This window comes from Vibrio sp. G-C-1, from assembly GCF_021728015.1.
Taxonomy (GTDB): Bacteria; Pseudomonadota; Gammaproteobacteria; order Enterobacterales; family Vibrionaceae; genus Vibrio; species Vibrio splendidus.
Map to the genome: position 1 here is coordinate 78817 of NZ_JAKKCR010000012.1, position 16245 is coordinate 95061.

At 44.8% G+C, this 16245-nt stretch carries 11 protein-coding genes; 5 read left to right on the forward strand and 6 right to left on the reverse strand.

Annotation, left to right across the window (positions count from 1 at the left end; translation table 11 throughout):
- Positions 1–4: 4 nt before the first annotated feature.
- The 5 genes from acnD to L3V36_RS17460 form a co-directional block, all read right to left on the reverse strand.
- A complete protein-coding gene (gene acnD, locus L3V36_RS17440) occupies positions 5–2641 on the reverse strand; it encodes a Fe/S-dependent 2-methylisocitrate dehydratase AcnD (RefSeq protein ID WP_208775600.1) in 2637 nt (878 codons plus the stop codon).
- 101 nt (positions 2642–2742) lie between these two features.
- Positions 2743–3957, reverse strand: coding sequence for a 2-methylcitrate synthase (prpC, locus tag L3V36_RS17445; protein ID WP_102575877.1), 1215 nt, complete (start codon positions 3955–3957; stop codon positions 2743–2745).
- A 146-nt stretch (positions 3958–4103) separates the two neighbouring features.
- Positions 4104–5000: a methylisocitrate lyase gene (gene prpB, locus L3V36_RS17450; protein ID WP_009846616.1), complete on the reverse strand. Its 897-nt coding sequence runs from the start codon at positions 4998–5000 to the stop codon at positions 4104–4106.
- A 100-nt stretch (positions 5001–5100) separates the two neighbouring features.
- Positions 5101–5820: a GntR family transcriptional regulator gene (locus L3V36_RS17455; protein WP_017071741.1), complete on the reverse strand. Its 720-nt coding sequence runs from the start codon at positions 5818–5820 to the stop codon at positions 5101–5103.
- A gap of 379 nt (positions 5821–6199) precedes the next feature.
- Positions 6200–7321 (reverse strand): multidrug effflux MFS transporter, encoded by a 1122-nt coding sequence (locus L3V36_RS17460; RefSeq protein ID WP_146163747.1) that lies wholly within the window; start codon positions 7319–7321, stop codon positions 6200–6202.
- A gap of 98 nt (positions 7322–7419) precedes the next feature.
- Here L3V36_RS17460 and L3V36_RS17465 point away from each other — a divergent pair, with 98 nt between their 5' ends.
- The gene (locus L3V36_RS17465; RefSeq protein ID WP_017080800.1) at positions 7420–8184 is read left to right on the forward strand and encodes a helix-turn-helix transcriptional regulator; all 765 of its coding nucleotides are present in this window, start codon (positions 7420–7422) and stop codon (positions 8182–8184) included.
- Between the two features lie 31 nt (positions 8185–8215).
- On the opposite strand, the gene L3V36_RS17470 is transcribed toward L3V36_RS17465, so the two are convergent.
- A complete protein-coding gene (locus L3V36_RS17470) occupies positions 8216–11386 on the reverse strand; it encodes an HD domain-containing phosphohydrolase (RefSeq protein ID WP_208775601.1) in 3171 nt (1056 codons plus the stop codon).
- 449 nt (positions 11387–11835) lie between these two features.
- Between L3V36_RS17470 and L3V36_RS17475 the strand changes: the two genes are divergently transcribed.
- The 4 genes from L3V36_RS17475 to L3V36_RS17490 all read left to right on the forward strand — a co-directional run bounded on the left by L3V36_RS17475 (position 11836) and on the right by L3V36_RS17490 (position 16034).
- Positions 11836–12807, forward strand: a complete 972-nt coding sequence (locus L3V36_RS17475; protein WP_004733595.1) for a tripartite tricarboxylate transporter substrate binding protein — start codon at positions 11836–11838, stop codon at positions 12805–12807.
- 245 nt (positions 12808–13052) lie between these two features.
- Positions 13053–13553: a tripartite tricarboxylate transporter TctB family protein gene (locus L3V36_RS17480; protein WP_208775602.1), complete on the forward strand. Its 501-nt coding sequence runs from the start codon at positions 13053–13055 to the stop codon at positions 13551–13553.
- Positions 13554–13563: 10 nt separating this feature from the next.
- Positions 13564–15084: a tripartite tricarboxylate transporter permease gene (locus L3V36_RS17485; protein ID WP_208775603.1), complete on the forward strand. Its 1521-nt coding sequence runs from the start codon at positions 13564–13566 to the stop codon at positions 15082–15084.
- Positions 15085–15275: 191 nt separating this feature from the next.
- Positions 15276–16034, forward strand: coding sequence for a sulfite exporter TauE/SafE family protein (locus L3V36_RS17490; protein ID WP_208775604.1), 759 nt, complete (start codon positions 15276–15278; stop codon positions 16032–16034).
- Positions 16035–16245 lie beyond the last annotated feature (211 nt).

Consider the following 16245-nt stretch of genomic DNA (forward strand, 5'->3'; position numbering starts at 1 on the left):
GCTCCTACTGTGCGAGAAAGTCTTTAGCGAAACGTTGCAATACGCCACCAGCGCTGTACACATTCACTTCGTCTGCGGTGTCTAGTCGGCAGGTCACAGGAACATCAAGCTTTTCACCGTTTTTACGAGTGATAACTAGAGCCAAATCAGAACAGGCTTCAATGTCACCGTACACGTCGTAAAGCTCGGTGCCGTCCAGTTCTAAGGTGTTGCGATTGTTCCCCGCTTTGAATTGCAGAGGCAGCACGCCCATGCCAACCAAGTTGGTTCTGTGAATTCGTTCAAACCCTTCAGCAACAATCACTTCAACACCCGCTAAGCGCACACCTTTGGCAGCCCAATCACGTGATGAACCTTGGCCATAATCGGCACCCGCCACGACAATCAAAGGCTGTTTACGGTTCATGTAGGTTTCTATCGCTTCCCACATTCGCGTAACTTGGCCTTCGGGTTCAACTCTTGCTAATGAACCTTGCACGACTTCTCCAGCGTCTTTCACCATTTCATTAAACAGCTTCGGGTTAGCGAACGTCGCTCGTTGCGCGGTTAAGTGATCACCTCGATGAGTCGCATAAGAGTTAAAGTCTTCTTCTGGCACTTCCATTTTCGCCAAGTACTCACCTGCCGCACTCGAAGCGAGAATCGCGTTTGAAGGCGATAGATGATCGGTGGTGATGTTGTCGCCAAGAATAGCTAACGGTCTCATACCAGAAAGGCTTTGTTCTCCCGCAAGAGCCCCTTCCCAATAAGGTGGTCTGCGAATATAGGTACTTTGAGGTCGCCAGTCATAAAGCGGTTCAGTCGTCACCTGTTCCTCGTCTGGCTGGAACATTTTCACGTAGATTTGTTGGAATTGCTGAGGCTTAACATGTTCACCGACAACAGCATCGATCTCCGCATCACTCGGCCATAAATCACTTAAGTAGATTGGCTTGCCGTTGCTGTCAGTGCCTAAGCTGTCTTTCTCGATATCAAAGCGAATCGTGCCAGCCAAGGCATAAGCAACCACCAATGGCGGTGATGCTAAAAACGCTTGTTTGGCATAGGGATGGATTCGACCATCGAAGTTGCGATTCCCTGACAACACAGCGGTTGAATACAGGTCGCGGTCGATGATCTCTTGTTGGATAGCAGGATCTAGGGCTCCGCTCATACCATTACAGGTAGTACACGCATAACCCACGATACCGAAGCCTAATTGTTCAAGTTCGGGAAGCAAACCTGCCGACTCGAGATAGAGCTTGGCAACTTTAGAACCTGGAGCAAATGACGTTTTCACCCACGGCTTACGAACTAATCCAAGCTGATTGGCTTTCTTAGCCACTAATGCTGCGGCGACCACGTTTCTTGGGTTGCTGGTGTTGGTACAAGAAGTAATTGCCGCAATGATTACGGCACCATCGGGCATCTGATCATCGCTGTACTCCTTAGCATGCTGCTCTTTCCAAGATGCTTGACTGATGCCTTGTTCAGCCAGCTCTCTGGTTGGCAAACGACGATGGGGATTGGATGGCCCTGCAAGATTGCGCTCAACCTTCGATAAATCAAACTCTAATACACGCTCATATTGAGCAGAATCGAGATCGTCAGCCCATAACCCGGTTTGCTTGGCGTAGCGTTCAACTAATTCAACCTGCTCAGGCTCTCGACCGGTGAGCTTCAGGTATTGAATAGTCTGCTCATCGATATAGAACATACCCGCTGTCGCACCGTACTCTGGCGTCATGTTGGAGATGGTTGCGCGGTCACCAATGGTCAGAGCACGAGCCCCTTCACCGAAGAATTCCAAATAGCTTGAGACCACTCTCTCATTGCGAAGGAACTCAGTAATCGCAAGCACAATATCCGTTGCAGTTATCCCTTCTTGTCGTTGACCCGTCAGTTTAACGCCGACAATATCAGGCAATCGCATCATCGACGGACGACCGAGCATCACTGTCTCAGCTTCCAAGCCGCCCACACCAATCGCAATAACGCCCAGAGCATCAACGTGCGGTGTATGGCTATCGGTACCAACACAGGTATCAGGAAACGCGATGCCTTCTTTAGATTGAATAACTGGAGACATTTTCTCCAAGTTAATCTGGTGCATGATCCCGTTACCAGCAGGGATCACACTCACGTTTTTAAACGCGGTTTTACACCATTCAATAAAATGAAAACGGTCTTCGTTTCTCCGCTCTTCAATCGCGCGGTTTTTATCAAAGGCTTCGCTATCAAAGCCTGCGTGTTCCACTGCCAGAGAGTGATCAACAATCAGTTGGGTTTCGACCACTGGGTTTACCTTGGCAGGGTCTCCGCCTTGGTCGGCAATTGCATCGCGTAAACCAGCCAAATCTACTAGGGCTGTTTGACCAAGAATGTCATGACATACAACGCGCGCAGGATACCAAGGAAAATCTAAGTCGCTCTTGCGTTCAATGATCTGTTTTAAGCTGTCTTCAAGCGTTTCAGAATCACAGCGTCTTACCAATTGTTCCGCCAACACTCGCGACGTATAAGGCAAGGTTTTATAAGCGCCCGGGGATATTGCTTCTACCGCTTCGCAAGCGTCGAAATATTCTAAGCCCGTTCCCGGTAGAACCTTTCGATACTTGTTTTCATCAAGATCTTGGTTTCTTTCAAGTTTTACATCAGACATACATCCACCATTATCTGTTAAATTCTATTCGTTGGTTCTCGAGGCCTTATCACATGAAGAGAAAAGTCACCTCGAGATATAAGTCGGCTCGATATAGAGGACTAACGTAGATGAATAGGCAGCCAGTCTTGATGCTCTGGGCCGGTATAGTCTGCACTTGGACGAATGATGCGATTATTTTCTCTCTGTTCGAACACGTGCGCCGTCCAACCCGTAAGGCGGCTCATCACGAAGATCGGAGTAAATAATTTGGTTGGAATATCCATGAAGTGGTAGGCCGATGCGTGGAAAAAGTCCGCATTACAAAACAGTCCCTTCTCGCGCTTCATTACCGCTTCAACACGTTCTGAAACGGCGTAAAGCTGTTTATCACCCACCTCTTGAGCTAGCTCTTTTGACCAACACTTGATTAGAGCATTTCGTGGATCGCTCTCACGATAAATGGCATGACCGAAGCCCATGATTTTGTCTTTGTTAGCAAGCATCTGCATGATGTTAGTTTCTGCTTCATCAGCGGTTTGCCAATCTTGGATCATTTCCATCGCCGCTTCATTCGCACCGCCATGTAAAGGACCTCTCAACGTACCAATCGCTGCGGTGACACAAGAGTGGATATCTGACAGTGTGGATGCACACACACGAGCCGCAAAGGTTGAAGCATTAAACTCATGTTCCGCGTAAAGAGTTAGCGAGCAGTGCATCACCTTCTTATGAAGTTCACTAGGTGTTTTATCCGTTAGCATTTTCAAGAAGTAGCCACCTAGACAGGCTTCACTTTGATCTTCAGTATCAATTCGCACGCCATCATGGCTAAAGCGGTACCAATAACAAATAATGGCAGGGAAAAGCGCGAGCATTCGTTCAGTCGCAGGCAGTTGCTCGGAGAAGTCAGATTCTTGCTCTAAGTTACCCAACATTGAACAACCCGTTCTCATCACATCCATTGGATGAGCGTCTGCAGGGATCAGTTCTAAGGCCGCTTTCAAAGGTTGAGGCAAGCCGCGCAGACCAACTAACAAGGCTTTGTAGTCATCGAGCTCTTTTTCAGTGGGTAAGTGGCCTCTTAGTAGCAGATGCACCACTTCTTCGAACTGAGCATGATTAGCAAGGTCGGTAATATCATAACCACGGTAGGTTAAGCCGGTTCCTGATTTTCCTACCGTACATAGCGCCGTAGTTCCCGCACTTTGGCCACGTAGACCAGCACCACCGATTGCAGGTGCGCTTGCTGGTGCACTTGCTGTTTTTGCGCTTTGTTGTTGGTTTTCTGTTGAAGCCTTATCGACAGCTGCTTTATCACTCAAAGATACAGACATGGTGAACTCCTTTTCTGTGTTAGCCGCCTGCACTCTTTGGTGCTGCCTGTTTATGTGTCCGATGATCTTTATCATCGGTACTGGATATGGCGACTAACCATTTCACGTTATTGGATTAAGTTGATTTTTGATTAATTGAAACTGGTTTACCCTTCGCTTGAAAACAACTGATCAAGCTTATTCTCGTAGTCGTGGTAATTCAGGTGTTCGTAAAGCTCTTTTCGGGTTTGCATTGAATCCAACAGAGCTTCTTGATTGCCTTCAACTAACAAGTGCTTGTAAACATTCTCCGCCGCTTTGTTCATCGCACGGAACGCACTCAATGGGTAAAGCACCATGTCGACACTTGATTGGGCTAACTCGTTACAGTTGTAGAGTGGTGTTTGGCCGAACTCAGTGATGTTCGCGAGAATAGGCACGTGCTTACCCGTTGCAGATTTCAGCGCTGCCGAGAACTTCACGTATTGATCGAGTTGATTCATCGCCTCAGGGAAGATCATGTCTGCGCCCGCTTCAACACAAGCTATCGCTCGCTCAATCGCACTATCAATGCCTTCAACCGCCAATGCATCCGTACGAGCCATAATCACAAAGCTTTCGTCGGTTCTAGCATCAGTTGCAGCCTTAACTCTATCGACCATCTCTTGCTGACTTACAATCGCTTTATTTGGTCGATGACCACAGCGTTTCTGGGCCACTTGATCTTCCATGTGAATCGCGGCTGCGCCTGCCTTCTCCATCGCTCGAATGGTACGTGCAATATTGAATGCGCCACCAAATCCCGTATCGATATCCACCAGCAATGGCAGATCACACGCGTTGGTAATACGTTCAACATCGACCAACACATCGTTCAATGTCGTTATACCTAAATCAGGCAAACCATAAGACGCATTGGCGATGCCTCCACCCGACAAATAGATCGCCTGATGCCCCAAGTTCTTTGCCATCATCGCGCAATACGGATTCACCGTACCCACGATCTGCAATGGGTCGTTGTCTTGCACAGCTTGTCGAAACTTTGCTCCTGCTGATAACTTCATAATGACGCTCCCTGTTAATTGTTTATTTCTAGCTAATCTTTAAGACTTACGGCTTTTGGTTATCGCCAGCACTGATCTGCTGACAGGTTCCAATGGTCGCTTAATCAAGATCTTTGGATTGAATTTGTTGTTCTATAAGCAATCGACTACCCGAGATGTGTCGTCGCATTAGCATTTCTGCTAGCTCTTCATCGCGATTACGAATCGCTTGTAGGATGTATTTGTGTTCATCGAGCGCTTCTTTTGGTCGAGACTGAGCCCTAGGCGATTGATAGCGATACATGCGTAATAGGTGATAAAGCTCGTCACACAACAACGAAATGAGTTTGCTGTTACGACTCGCTTTGATAATTCGGTAATGGAAATCAAAATCTCCATGTTGATGAAAGTAAGAAGAACCTTCGACTTCATCGATGTGCTTTGAGTGTGTCGACAATAATCCTTCAAGCCCGATAAGCTCTTCTTGTGTGATGTGCCGCGCTGCTAAGCGAGCCGCCATGCCTTCCAATGCCTCTCGCACCGCGTAAAGCTCTAGCAGTTTGTCTGCCGAAAAAGTAATAACTCGAGCGCCGACATGTGGAATACGTTCGATCAGGCCAAGTCCTTCAACACGCATTATCGCTTCACGTAATGGACCTCGACTTACCTCGAAGCGTTTAGCCAGTTCAGGCTCCGAGATCTTACTGCCCGGTGCTAATTCACCGTTAACAATCGCCTCAACGAGGTACTCAGTCAGATTTTCCGACTTGGTGTTTTCTTTGTCGCTCACACGTGTTTTCGTGTTTGCACTTAAGGTGAGATCTTTTATCGCAGTATTCATATTCACGCTGCTCACTTCTGATTGTCGACCCTAACTGTCAACAATTTCATAACATGAACATAAAATACACGATCGAATTGTCGACAATCAAGTAGATTGTCGACAATTTAGACTAAGGTAGTATTTTTTATAGACGATAAAGTTTGTTAGAAAACACGAAAATAATGACTTAACCAACTGTTAATAAATGAATTAACCTAGGAGAGGCTCAACAAACCCTTACTTACCCTACAATTATTAGAAATCGATGTGTCGACAACTTGCCATCCACCTTTTAGATATAGTATTCATTTCTACTCATCAGCGATTTAGACCAAAAAAAAGAGAAGCAATGATCGCCTCTCTTTATTATTCACAAGGTTAACACTCTCAAAATAGGTTAATCACGAGACATCAACATGGTACTTGCCAATAACGACATTCCTATTAGCACTACCCCTAAGTTACCAATCTCACCAGCAAGCCCTAGTCCCCCACCAATTAAACAGTAATAAAACAATCCTAGAACCGCCCCTGCCGTGCCTGCTTGCTGTTTATAATTGACCAACGCCGTACTGAATATATTAGGACTTGCCATACCAAACCCTACAACCACAGCAGCCATTCCTAGTAGAAACCAAAGGCTGTCTTGGTAAAAGTACACCTGAACAGCCCCAACAAAGCTGATTAACACCGCGATCTGAATGAGTCGTTGGGAACCCCATTCTTTTACTAGCAATCGTTTATTCATCGAGCTTCCTAAAACGGAGGCAGCCGCCAAGATCACGCCACTGTAACCAAATTCTATGGAACTTAAGCCAAATTGGCTGAACATAAATGGTGCTAAAGAATAATAGCTAAACATCATGACATTAAAGCAAGCCACAAGAATCGCACTTTTCCAAATATCCCTATCTTTTAGCATTACCGTGAAAATACCAATAAAGCTGACTGTTTTAGTATCAGCAGGTTTCGTTTCGGGTAAAGAAAAGGCCGATACGATCAGCAATATAAAAGCCATGACAAGCAGTAAACTGAACACCACTAAGTGTCCAAAATATTCAGCAATCAATCCTCCTGACATTAAACCAACAACAGGGCTGATTGATACTGCAACAATTGCTAGCGAAAACACTTTCCCTAGCTCTTTTCCTTCATAGCTATCTCGCAATATTGTTTGACCAATAACTGAGCCTACCGCCGCCCCAAAAGCTGAAACAACCCGCGCAATCATGACCATATCAAACTGAGTTGCCGTGATGGCTAACAGGCAACCAACGCCATAAGTAAACAAACCACACAACATCGCTTTTCTGCGGCCAATAAGATCAGAAATTCGTCCCCAAAAAACAACACCCACAGCAAAAGCAATAAAGTAAATCGACAAGGTTTGACTTGCACTTGCCATTGATACACCAAAATAATCAACTAAGTGCGGCAATACTGGGCTGTAGATAGTTTCAACAATTTGGGGGAACATCAGCAGAATGATGATCAGTCCCATATGGGGTTTTTTATTCATATTATTCTCTTCTAAAACTGGAATAAGAGAAGTATATGGATTTCATTTGTGTTCAAATATCAACAGTAGAACAGCAAACATCAAAATAAGGACAAATCATGTTGATCGATGACAACACACCTTTTTATGTTGATGGAATGCCCTATCCCTTTGTCGGCATTGCCGCCCAAGTCGGCAGGCACGATTCTGGTATGCATACACACAACCGTGCACAATTGTTATTTGCACCACACGGTTGCATCAGTATTACCCTCGACGGAATGCATTGTGTGTTGCCGCCCACCAAAGTTGCCTGGATACCCGCGGGAATTGAGCATTGTGCAACCATGACCAATGTCGTGGCCTATCGTTCGCTTTATTTTGATCCTCTTCGCATTAAAAACTTGCCTGAAGAGTTAAGTATTCTTAACGTCACACCACTACTAAAGGAGTTGATCGAACGAATGGCTTTTTGGGATTGGGATAAACCTAGTGAAGAGCAACAAAACACATTGGCGTTGTGTTGCGAGGAACTTTCTTACGCAGAAAGGAACGAGCTAACGCTACCTTTACCCAAAGATAAACGATTAGCGTTGTGGTTAGAAAAAGTAAAACTAGGAACACAGTTACCTCAACCACTCAATGAAATGGCCAAGCATATTGGAGCAAGCAGCAAGACCGTTAGCCGATTATTCATCAAAGAAACGGGGATGCCTTACCAAGCTTGGCGTCAACAATGGAGGCTGTTAAGTGCCATTGAGCAATTGTCAGAAAAAAAGAGTGTCTCTGTGGTTGCCCACGAGTTAGAGTTCTCCAGTGACAGTGCGTTTATTCATTTCTTTAAGCAACACACCGGAGAAACCCCAACTCACTACATGAAGTGAGGTCAACAGCCATTCATGCTTTCTGGCAAAGTTAAGCAGCGACGCCTTCAACTACATATTTTGATAGGTCTACATGATCGATCTGTTCCGGTTTTAAATACGTTTCGGCATAACGGATATGTGTCCCGCTAGTTAGAAACAACCTAAACAGTTCTATATCGAGATGCTCGTCCAACGCCATTTTGTACATGATATCGACAGCAACACTAATCGGCTTCGCTTTCTTGTACGGCCTATCCGCAGCAGTTAGCGCCTCAAAAATATCCGATATCACGAGAATACGTTCTGGAATTGAAAGATCGTCGCCAGTCAACCTCCTTGGATATCCAGTGCCTTTGAGTGTTTCATGGTGCGTCGAAGCATAGCGAGGAACACGGCTTAGTTCTTTCGGGAATGGCAGGTTCTCAAGCATCTTAATCGTGCCAAGCATATGCTCATTTATCTTGAATCGGTCTTCAGCAGTTAACGTGCCACGTGCAATGCTCAGATTGTAGACTTCGCCTAAGTTGTATAGGTGCTCCGGCACATCCATTTTGATTTGATATTTCGGGTCGAACTCTAACGGCCTATCTCTTTTCACTATATGTTCAGGCTTATCACTTAACAGCAGCTCTGTCGCTGGCAAGCTTGAACTCGATTCTCGATTCAAGGCTTCTATCGGTGATAGACCAAGTTGGTCATCAAAATTACGCATCCAAGTCGTCTCAGCTATCGAACGAATACGAGCAACTTTGTCGTCACTCATGAACTCACCACCAACGTTCGACGTAGCGATAAAGGCAAAGTCATCTTGTAGCTGCTGCTTCGTTGCCGTAAGTTCATCGGCTATCAGTTGCGTTGATAGCGTACCATCAAGTTGTTTTCTCAAAGCGGTGATTTCCGCATCACGCCAAAGTACTTCAAATCGAGTTCTCACCTCGTGGATTCGGTTGTAGTTCGCTTCTAACTTCGTACCTTTATCGACGATGTGTTCCGGTGTCGTGATCTTGCCACAATCATGAAGCCAAGCCGCAATTCTAAACTCACGGCGTTCGTCATCATTTTTAAACTCAAAGTCTTTGAAGTGCTCAGACTGCGATTGTTCCGCCGCGTCAGCCAGCATCAAGCCGAGTTCTGGTACACGATTACAATGCCCTGCCGTATAAGCGGACTTATCATCGATCGCTTGAGCGATGAGCTTGATAAACGACTCAACAAACGCCTCTTGCATCTGTTCATGTCGTTTAATCTCCATAGCCATATCTTTTACAGCAACAGATAATTCCCACACTTCTTTGATTCGAGTATCAAGAATTGTCACGTTGTCATAATCACGCAGCTTAACCTTATGAGTCTCTTCCTCTAATTGGCGAATTGGATGCACTATCGGCGCACCAAAAACCCAAGCAATAGGCAACGTCAAACTCATCAGTAACACCGTTACACCAACAGAGGTTGCTAGACGTTTATTGACTGTACTGAAGACTTCAGATTCGGGAATCAATACCGCAAAATACTCAGAGTAGTGTTCGCCCGTGTCTATTTTCTTTAAATAGAGATGCTTGATCTCGCCATTCAACTCTACCCTTACCATACTGCCTTCAACCGTTGCTTCCTTAGTCAAATCATAAAGTTCAGTATAAGGAACCGTCGTATTCGTATTAAAGCCGGTATCATGCAGCCACTTTTTCGCTAAGGCATCAAGTTGTTCACCACTTAACTTACTGATAGCTTGATCAATGATTGGGAGCAATTGTTTATGCTTGCTCTGCAGCACCAAATGGAATTGGTTTGAGTAGTTCTGTTTTAGATCTTCTAGAGTCCCATTGACAACAAGGCCTGGCTGGAAAAACCTATCTAATGCAAACGAGAGTACGGGTTCTGCTTCTAAGAAAGCAAAGTTCTCTTCGCTTTCAATTGAATTAAATGCAGACTCTAGGTTTTCAAATTCAACTAAATCAATGTTCGGAAAATCCTCTCTCAACTTAGGAATAATTGACCACCCAGATAAAATGGCAACTTTTTTACCCTCAAGCTCGGCATAATTAGTGACAACCTTCGCGCCGACCCTTGTCACGATAGAAAATGGCAATTCATAAATTGGAGTCGTGTATAGGCCATCTATGCCATTATTTTTATAATGTTGAACCGATTGCAGGCCATCAATACTTCCTTCTTGAAACTTACTGACAAGCTCGCCCCAAGAGAAACCATTAACAAATTCAAACCTGATCCCTGTCATCTCACCAATCATTTTAAGAAGGTCTATCGCATAGCCGTTTGGTTTTCCCGCCACTGAAAAGTCCATCGGCCCCCAATCATTTTGATTAGACACTAACAGCGGAGGGGTATCGTTAACCAAGGCTTGCTGATCAGACGATAGCATCAATGTTGATACATCAAACTCCGATTCCTGATTGTTAACCTTGAGGTTAGACGCAATAATATTACCCGATTTCGAATATAAAAAAGACTCAACCTTACTGTCTTCTGCTAAGCCAAGCGCCGTACCTGATAGTTTGCTAGCCAAAGAAGACAACACAATATCAATACCAATCACATGTTGAACTTCTGATTCGATTTTCGAATCAAACGCTAAAGAATAAGTTTGCCCGGTAATTTGTAAATGCTGGAAAAGATATGGCTGAGTTTTTTCGACCGACTGAATATTGGCAGAAACATACCAAGGCCTCGTTGTTGGAAGGTAGTTGCTCTGCTCCGTAGTTGAGTTTCTTAGAGTAAACTCTTGGTCAAAATATTTCGTCGTACGGACGCGCTCCTCCCCTATATTATGAATCTCAACCACAACCCAACGGTCCGTTTGTTGTGCACCGATTTTTTCTCTAACGACAGGGGCAGATTCTAGATTAATAATTTGGAAAAAGTTTTCATTAGATGAGCCAATGTAAATACTATAAAAGAGAGGGTTATCTTTAATTGCTTCTGAAAGAATACTACGCGACTCTTCTTTCGATATTTTGTTACTTATAGAACGTTTCACTGAAGAAAGTAAACGCGCGGTATTGGCTGCGTCAGAATCAACCGCGCCGATATAGTTACTCAGCTCTTGGGACACCATCGTCAACTTTGATAGGGTATTCTCAGTCGCCATTTTTTTACTGAAGTAATATTGCAGTGAAACCGCAACAACAGCGGTAAGAAATGTCGCGATTAAAAACATTCCTCCAACAGTAAATCGTAACGAAATTTTTTTGTCTGTCATTATTCGATCCTTGAATAACCACTAGCTCAGAAATGTAACGTGCCAGCTATAATCATATTATTACAGTAGCACTGCACACCTAGCAACATATTATTCTATATATTAAAGAGCGCCTCTCCATATCACTCTTTGTGTCGCAATAAGCACCCTCTTTAATGATACACAGCAGTATAAAGCGACCAACAGTCAAAAAATTGTTCACATAAACTCAAGAAAAACCTAGTTATTATTGCTAGAGGAATCCTACAGCCACCTCCCCGTGAACTTTATGAACAATATTAATCCAATGTTCTTTATTCTCAATATCGCCGCATTACAGACATTTCGTTAACACACCGTTAACTTTAACGTCATCTACTAAGCAATACCCTATTCGTGTATTTAGTAGCTGGATATAAAACATAAGTTTCTCTCCATTGAAGAGATCCCCTACATAAGGAACGTGAACCATGTTCAAGGCACTGAAACCTACTCTTGCGGCTTCTATAATCGCAGCAACCTTTTCTTTCAACACTTTTGCTGCTGACGTAGAAAAAATCCACTTCCTAATCCCTGGCGGCGCTGGTGGCGGTTGGGATATGACAGCTCGTGGTACGGGTGATGTATTGGTGAAATCAGACATCGTAGAAAATGTCTCTTTCCAAAACCTATCTGGTGGCGGTGGCGGTAAAGCGATTGCTCACCTAATCGAAACGGCTCAACGCCAAGAAGACACGCTAATGGTGAACTCAACGCCTATCGTTGTTCGTTCACTAACGGGGATCTTCCCACAATCTTTCCGTGACCTAACTCCTGTAGCAGCAACCATTGCCGATTACGGTGCAATTGTCGCGTCTGCAGATTCTAAGTACAACACTTGGGAAGACGTCGTTAAAGAATTCGAAACCAACCCACGTAAAGTGAAAATTGCTGGTGGCTCAGCTCGTGGCAGCATGGACCACCTTGTGGTTGCGGCAGCGTTCAAAGGCGAAGGTTTTGATGCTAAAAAAGTACGTTACATTGCCTACGATGCTGGCGGTAAAGCGATGGCGGCACTGCTTTCTGGCGAAACACAGCTGCTTTCTACTGGCCTTGGTGAAGTGCTAGAGATGTCTAAATCTGGCCAAGTAAAAGTGCTTGCTGTGACGGCGCCAAAGCGTCTTGATGCTGCACCTAACATCCCAACACTGACTGAGTACGGCAACGAAACCGTATTCGCTAACTGGCGTGGTTTCTTTGCGGCACCTGGCACAAGCCAAGCGAAGATCGACGAGTGGAATGTAGCGCTTGGCAAAATGTACAAAACCGATGAGTGGCAAGTGGTTCGTGACCGTAACGGTTGGATCGACAACTACAAAGCTGACAAAGATTTTTACGCCTTCCTAGAAGATCAAGAAAAACAGATGGGCGACCTAATGCGAGAGCTTGGTTTCTTGAAATAACCAACAACCATAGAGGGCTTATGTGCCCTCTTACTCTTTCCTTGTTTCGCCGTGCATGAGTTAACTTCAAACTCCTTTGTTTATTCGTAGACGTATTACTAACGCTTGCCGATTCGTTGTAAACGCAAGTGGCTGATAAACCAGTACTGTAATTCGCTTACCTTTGGTTAGTGATCCCAGACATTTCATTGACTCGCTCATGTACGGCTTTTTTACTTTTTATACCACCCCAAATGGAGTTGGATATGTCGGACTTACCAACCAAATTTCTGAGTAAGGAATCTTTGCTTTCGAAGGATCGCATCGGAGCCATGCTCTTTATGCTTGCGTGTTTATGCTATGGCTACCAAACCACGCTGATTCCTTTGTTCCCCGGTGACGAGTACGAACCCTTCACAGCAAGAACCTTACCTATCCTGCTAACGTTTATCGGCATTGGCCTTTCGTTGATCCTGCTTATAACCGGACAACCGGATAAAAAAGTCACATGCGACACTACGCCGCTGAACTGGAAACTGCTTATTGGCTTCTTGGTGTTAATGGCTCTGTACGGTGTTGGGCTGACTTATCTTGGCTTTGTTTTAGCAACCAGCTTCTTCTTACTTGCAGGCTTTTACCTACTGGGTGAGCGCCGCAAAGCTGTCTTATTTGGCGCGTCGCTTCCTTTCGTAATCGCGTTCTTTCTTTTATTAACTCAAGGCTTAGATATCTACCTAGAGCCTGGTTTAATCTTCACTCTTTGGTAGGGATAACATTATGTTAGACGGAATTTTACAAGGACTTTCGACCGCCGTGATGCCAATGAACATCATGATGGTAATTGTTGGCTGTTTTGTTGGTACCTTTATTGGAATGCTACCGGGACTCGGTCCAATTTCAGCAATCGCGTTGATGATCCCGATTACATACGGCCTAGACCCTTCTTCTGGCCTAATCTTGATGGCTGGTGTGTACTACGGCGCTGTATTTGGTGGCTCGACGTCATCAATATTAATCAACGCTCCGGGTTGTTCTTCAACAGTAGTAACCGCATTCGATGGCTACCCGATGGCACAAAAAGGCCAAGCTGGTAAAGCACTTGCACTCGCAGCTTACTCTTCTTTCACTGGCGGCACGCTTTCGGCAATCATGCTTTTGATTGCAGCTCCGGCTTTAGCCAGCGTGTCATTGAGCTTCCAGTCTTCAGACTACTTCGCATTGATGCTCTTAGGTTTATCGGCAGTAGCAGCGTTTGCGGGTCCAGGTCAGGTAATCAAGGCATGGATGATGACTATTCTTGGTTTGATGCTATCTACTGTTGGTATCGACAAAGGCGTTGGTGTTGAGCGTTTCACGTTTGGTCTAACAGACCTGATGGATGGCTTTAGTTTCCTACTTCTTGCAATGGCAACCTTCGCTTTAGGTGAGACTTTAATGGGTATTTTGAAACCAGAGAAAGATACTAGCGGTGAAGAAAGCCAAACGATGGCTGATATTGGTAGCATGAAAATTACCAAAGAAGAGTTCAAAGAAGTGGCGCCAGTTTCGATTCGTTCTTCAATTCTCGGCTTCTTTACGGGTGTTTTACCCGGTGCTGGTGCGACTATCGCAGCGTTCTTAAGTTACGGTATGGAACGTAGCCTTGCGCCAAAAGACAAACAGAAAGAGTTTGGTAAAGGCAGTATTCGTGGTCTTGTTGCTCCTGAATCTGCAAACAACGCAGCTTCGAGTGGTTCATTCGTTCCGCTACTGACGCTTGGGATTCCCGGCTCTGGTACTACCGCAATCATGCTTGGCGCCCTAATCGCATACGGTATTCAGCCGGGCCCTCGCTTGTTTGTTGAACACCCAGATGTATTTTGGTCAGTAATTATCTCGATGTACTTTGGTAACATCGTACTGGTTATCTTGAATCTGCCTTTAATCCCTTACATCTCTAAACTGCTCGCGGTACCAAGAACGGTACTACTGCCAATGATTATCTTCTTCTCAATCACAGGCGTGTACTTGGTGTCTTTCAACACGATGGATGTTTTTGTAATGCTCATTGTTGCGATGGTTGCGATTGCGCTGAGGTTAGCTAACTTCCCACTTGCCCCATTACTCCTAGGTTTTATCCTTGGTGGATTAATGGAAGAGAATCTACGACGTGCATTGATGATCAGCGATGGCGAGCTGAGCTTCCTATGGGAACGACCAATCACGATGACGTTCACTATTCTGGCTGTGCTGGTACTATCTAGCCCAATCTTAGTAAAACTATTTAGAAGCTTTAAATCGAAGCCAGTAGAAGTGTAAAACTCTACCAATTCAACGAAACCTCAACGAAAGGAGCCATTGGCTCCTTTTTTCATTTATCTAGTAAATTCGAACCAACAGTTAAAGATGGTAGCAAACTCACAAACCTACCTTTACAACACACGTGACACTGATATTAGTAACGAAATCAAGTAAGGTAAACGATCATTTAACGCATTGGATTCAAAACTATGGATTGGTTGATTCTATTCTTATCGGGAGTGATTGGCGGTGTGCTCAACTCAATTGCGGGTGGCGGTAGCTTCATCACCTTCCCTGCACTTTTGTTCGCTGGAGTTCCACCAATTGCAGCCAACGCGACCAATACCTTTGCTTCATGCGCTGGCTACATGAGCGGAGCCTACGCCCTACGCCACGAAATTCAATCTGGTACTAAGCAGCTAAAACTGACCATTGGTTTGTGTGTAATTGGCGGCGGCATTGGTGCATTTTTACTGCTGCACACACCAGAAGCCCTATTCACTCAATCCGTACCTTGGTTACTGCTATTTGCCGCTTTGCTTTTCACCTTTGGTGGCACACTCAATAAATGGCTTAAGCAAGCAACAGCAAAACATAAGCACGCCACCAGCGCAGGCGCGTTCTTTTCCGCTTTATTGCTTTTGGTCGTGTGTATCTATGGTGGTTACTTTAACGCAGGTTTGGGGATAGTAACGTTGAGTTACTTAGCTCTGGCTGGTTACACCAACATTAATGTAATGAATGGCATTAAACTGCTCGTGTCTGCGAGTGCATCACTCGCGGCAATCGTGTTCTTTGTTGTGAATGGTTCGATTGATTGGCCGTCAGGCATGGCCGTTTTGTTTGGGACATTGGTTGGTGGTTACTATTCAGCAAAAGTTTCTCGCCGTATCCCACAACAATATGTTCGTACCACAGTGATCATCGCGAGCTTTTTGATCACCGCTTACTTTTTTTATACCAACTAGGTTTTATGCTAACCAGCTTCTATACCAACTAGCTTGTATTCGAACTACTTCGAGCAGTAATCGCGGTTCCCGTTAGCAAAACACAACGTAAATCGTTAAACATTGAAGAAGTGCCAAAGAAACCTCACACACCGCGTTGGTTATTTTATGAACTATAAAATAACCAAGCCAAAATGTGTGAGACGAGTCCTTCAATTAGCAAATTTGATAA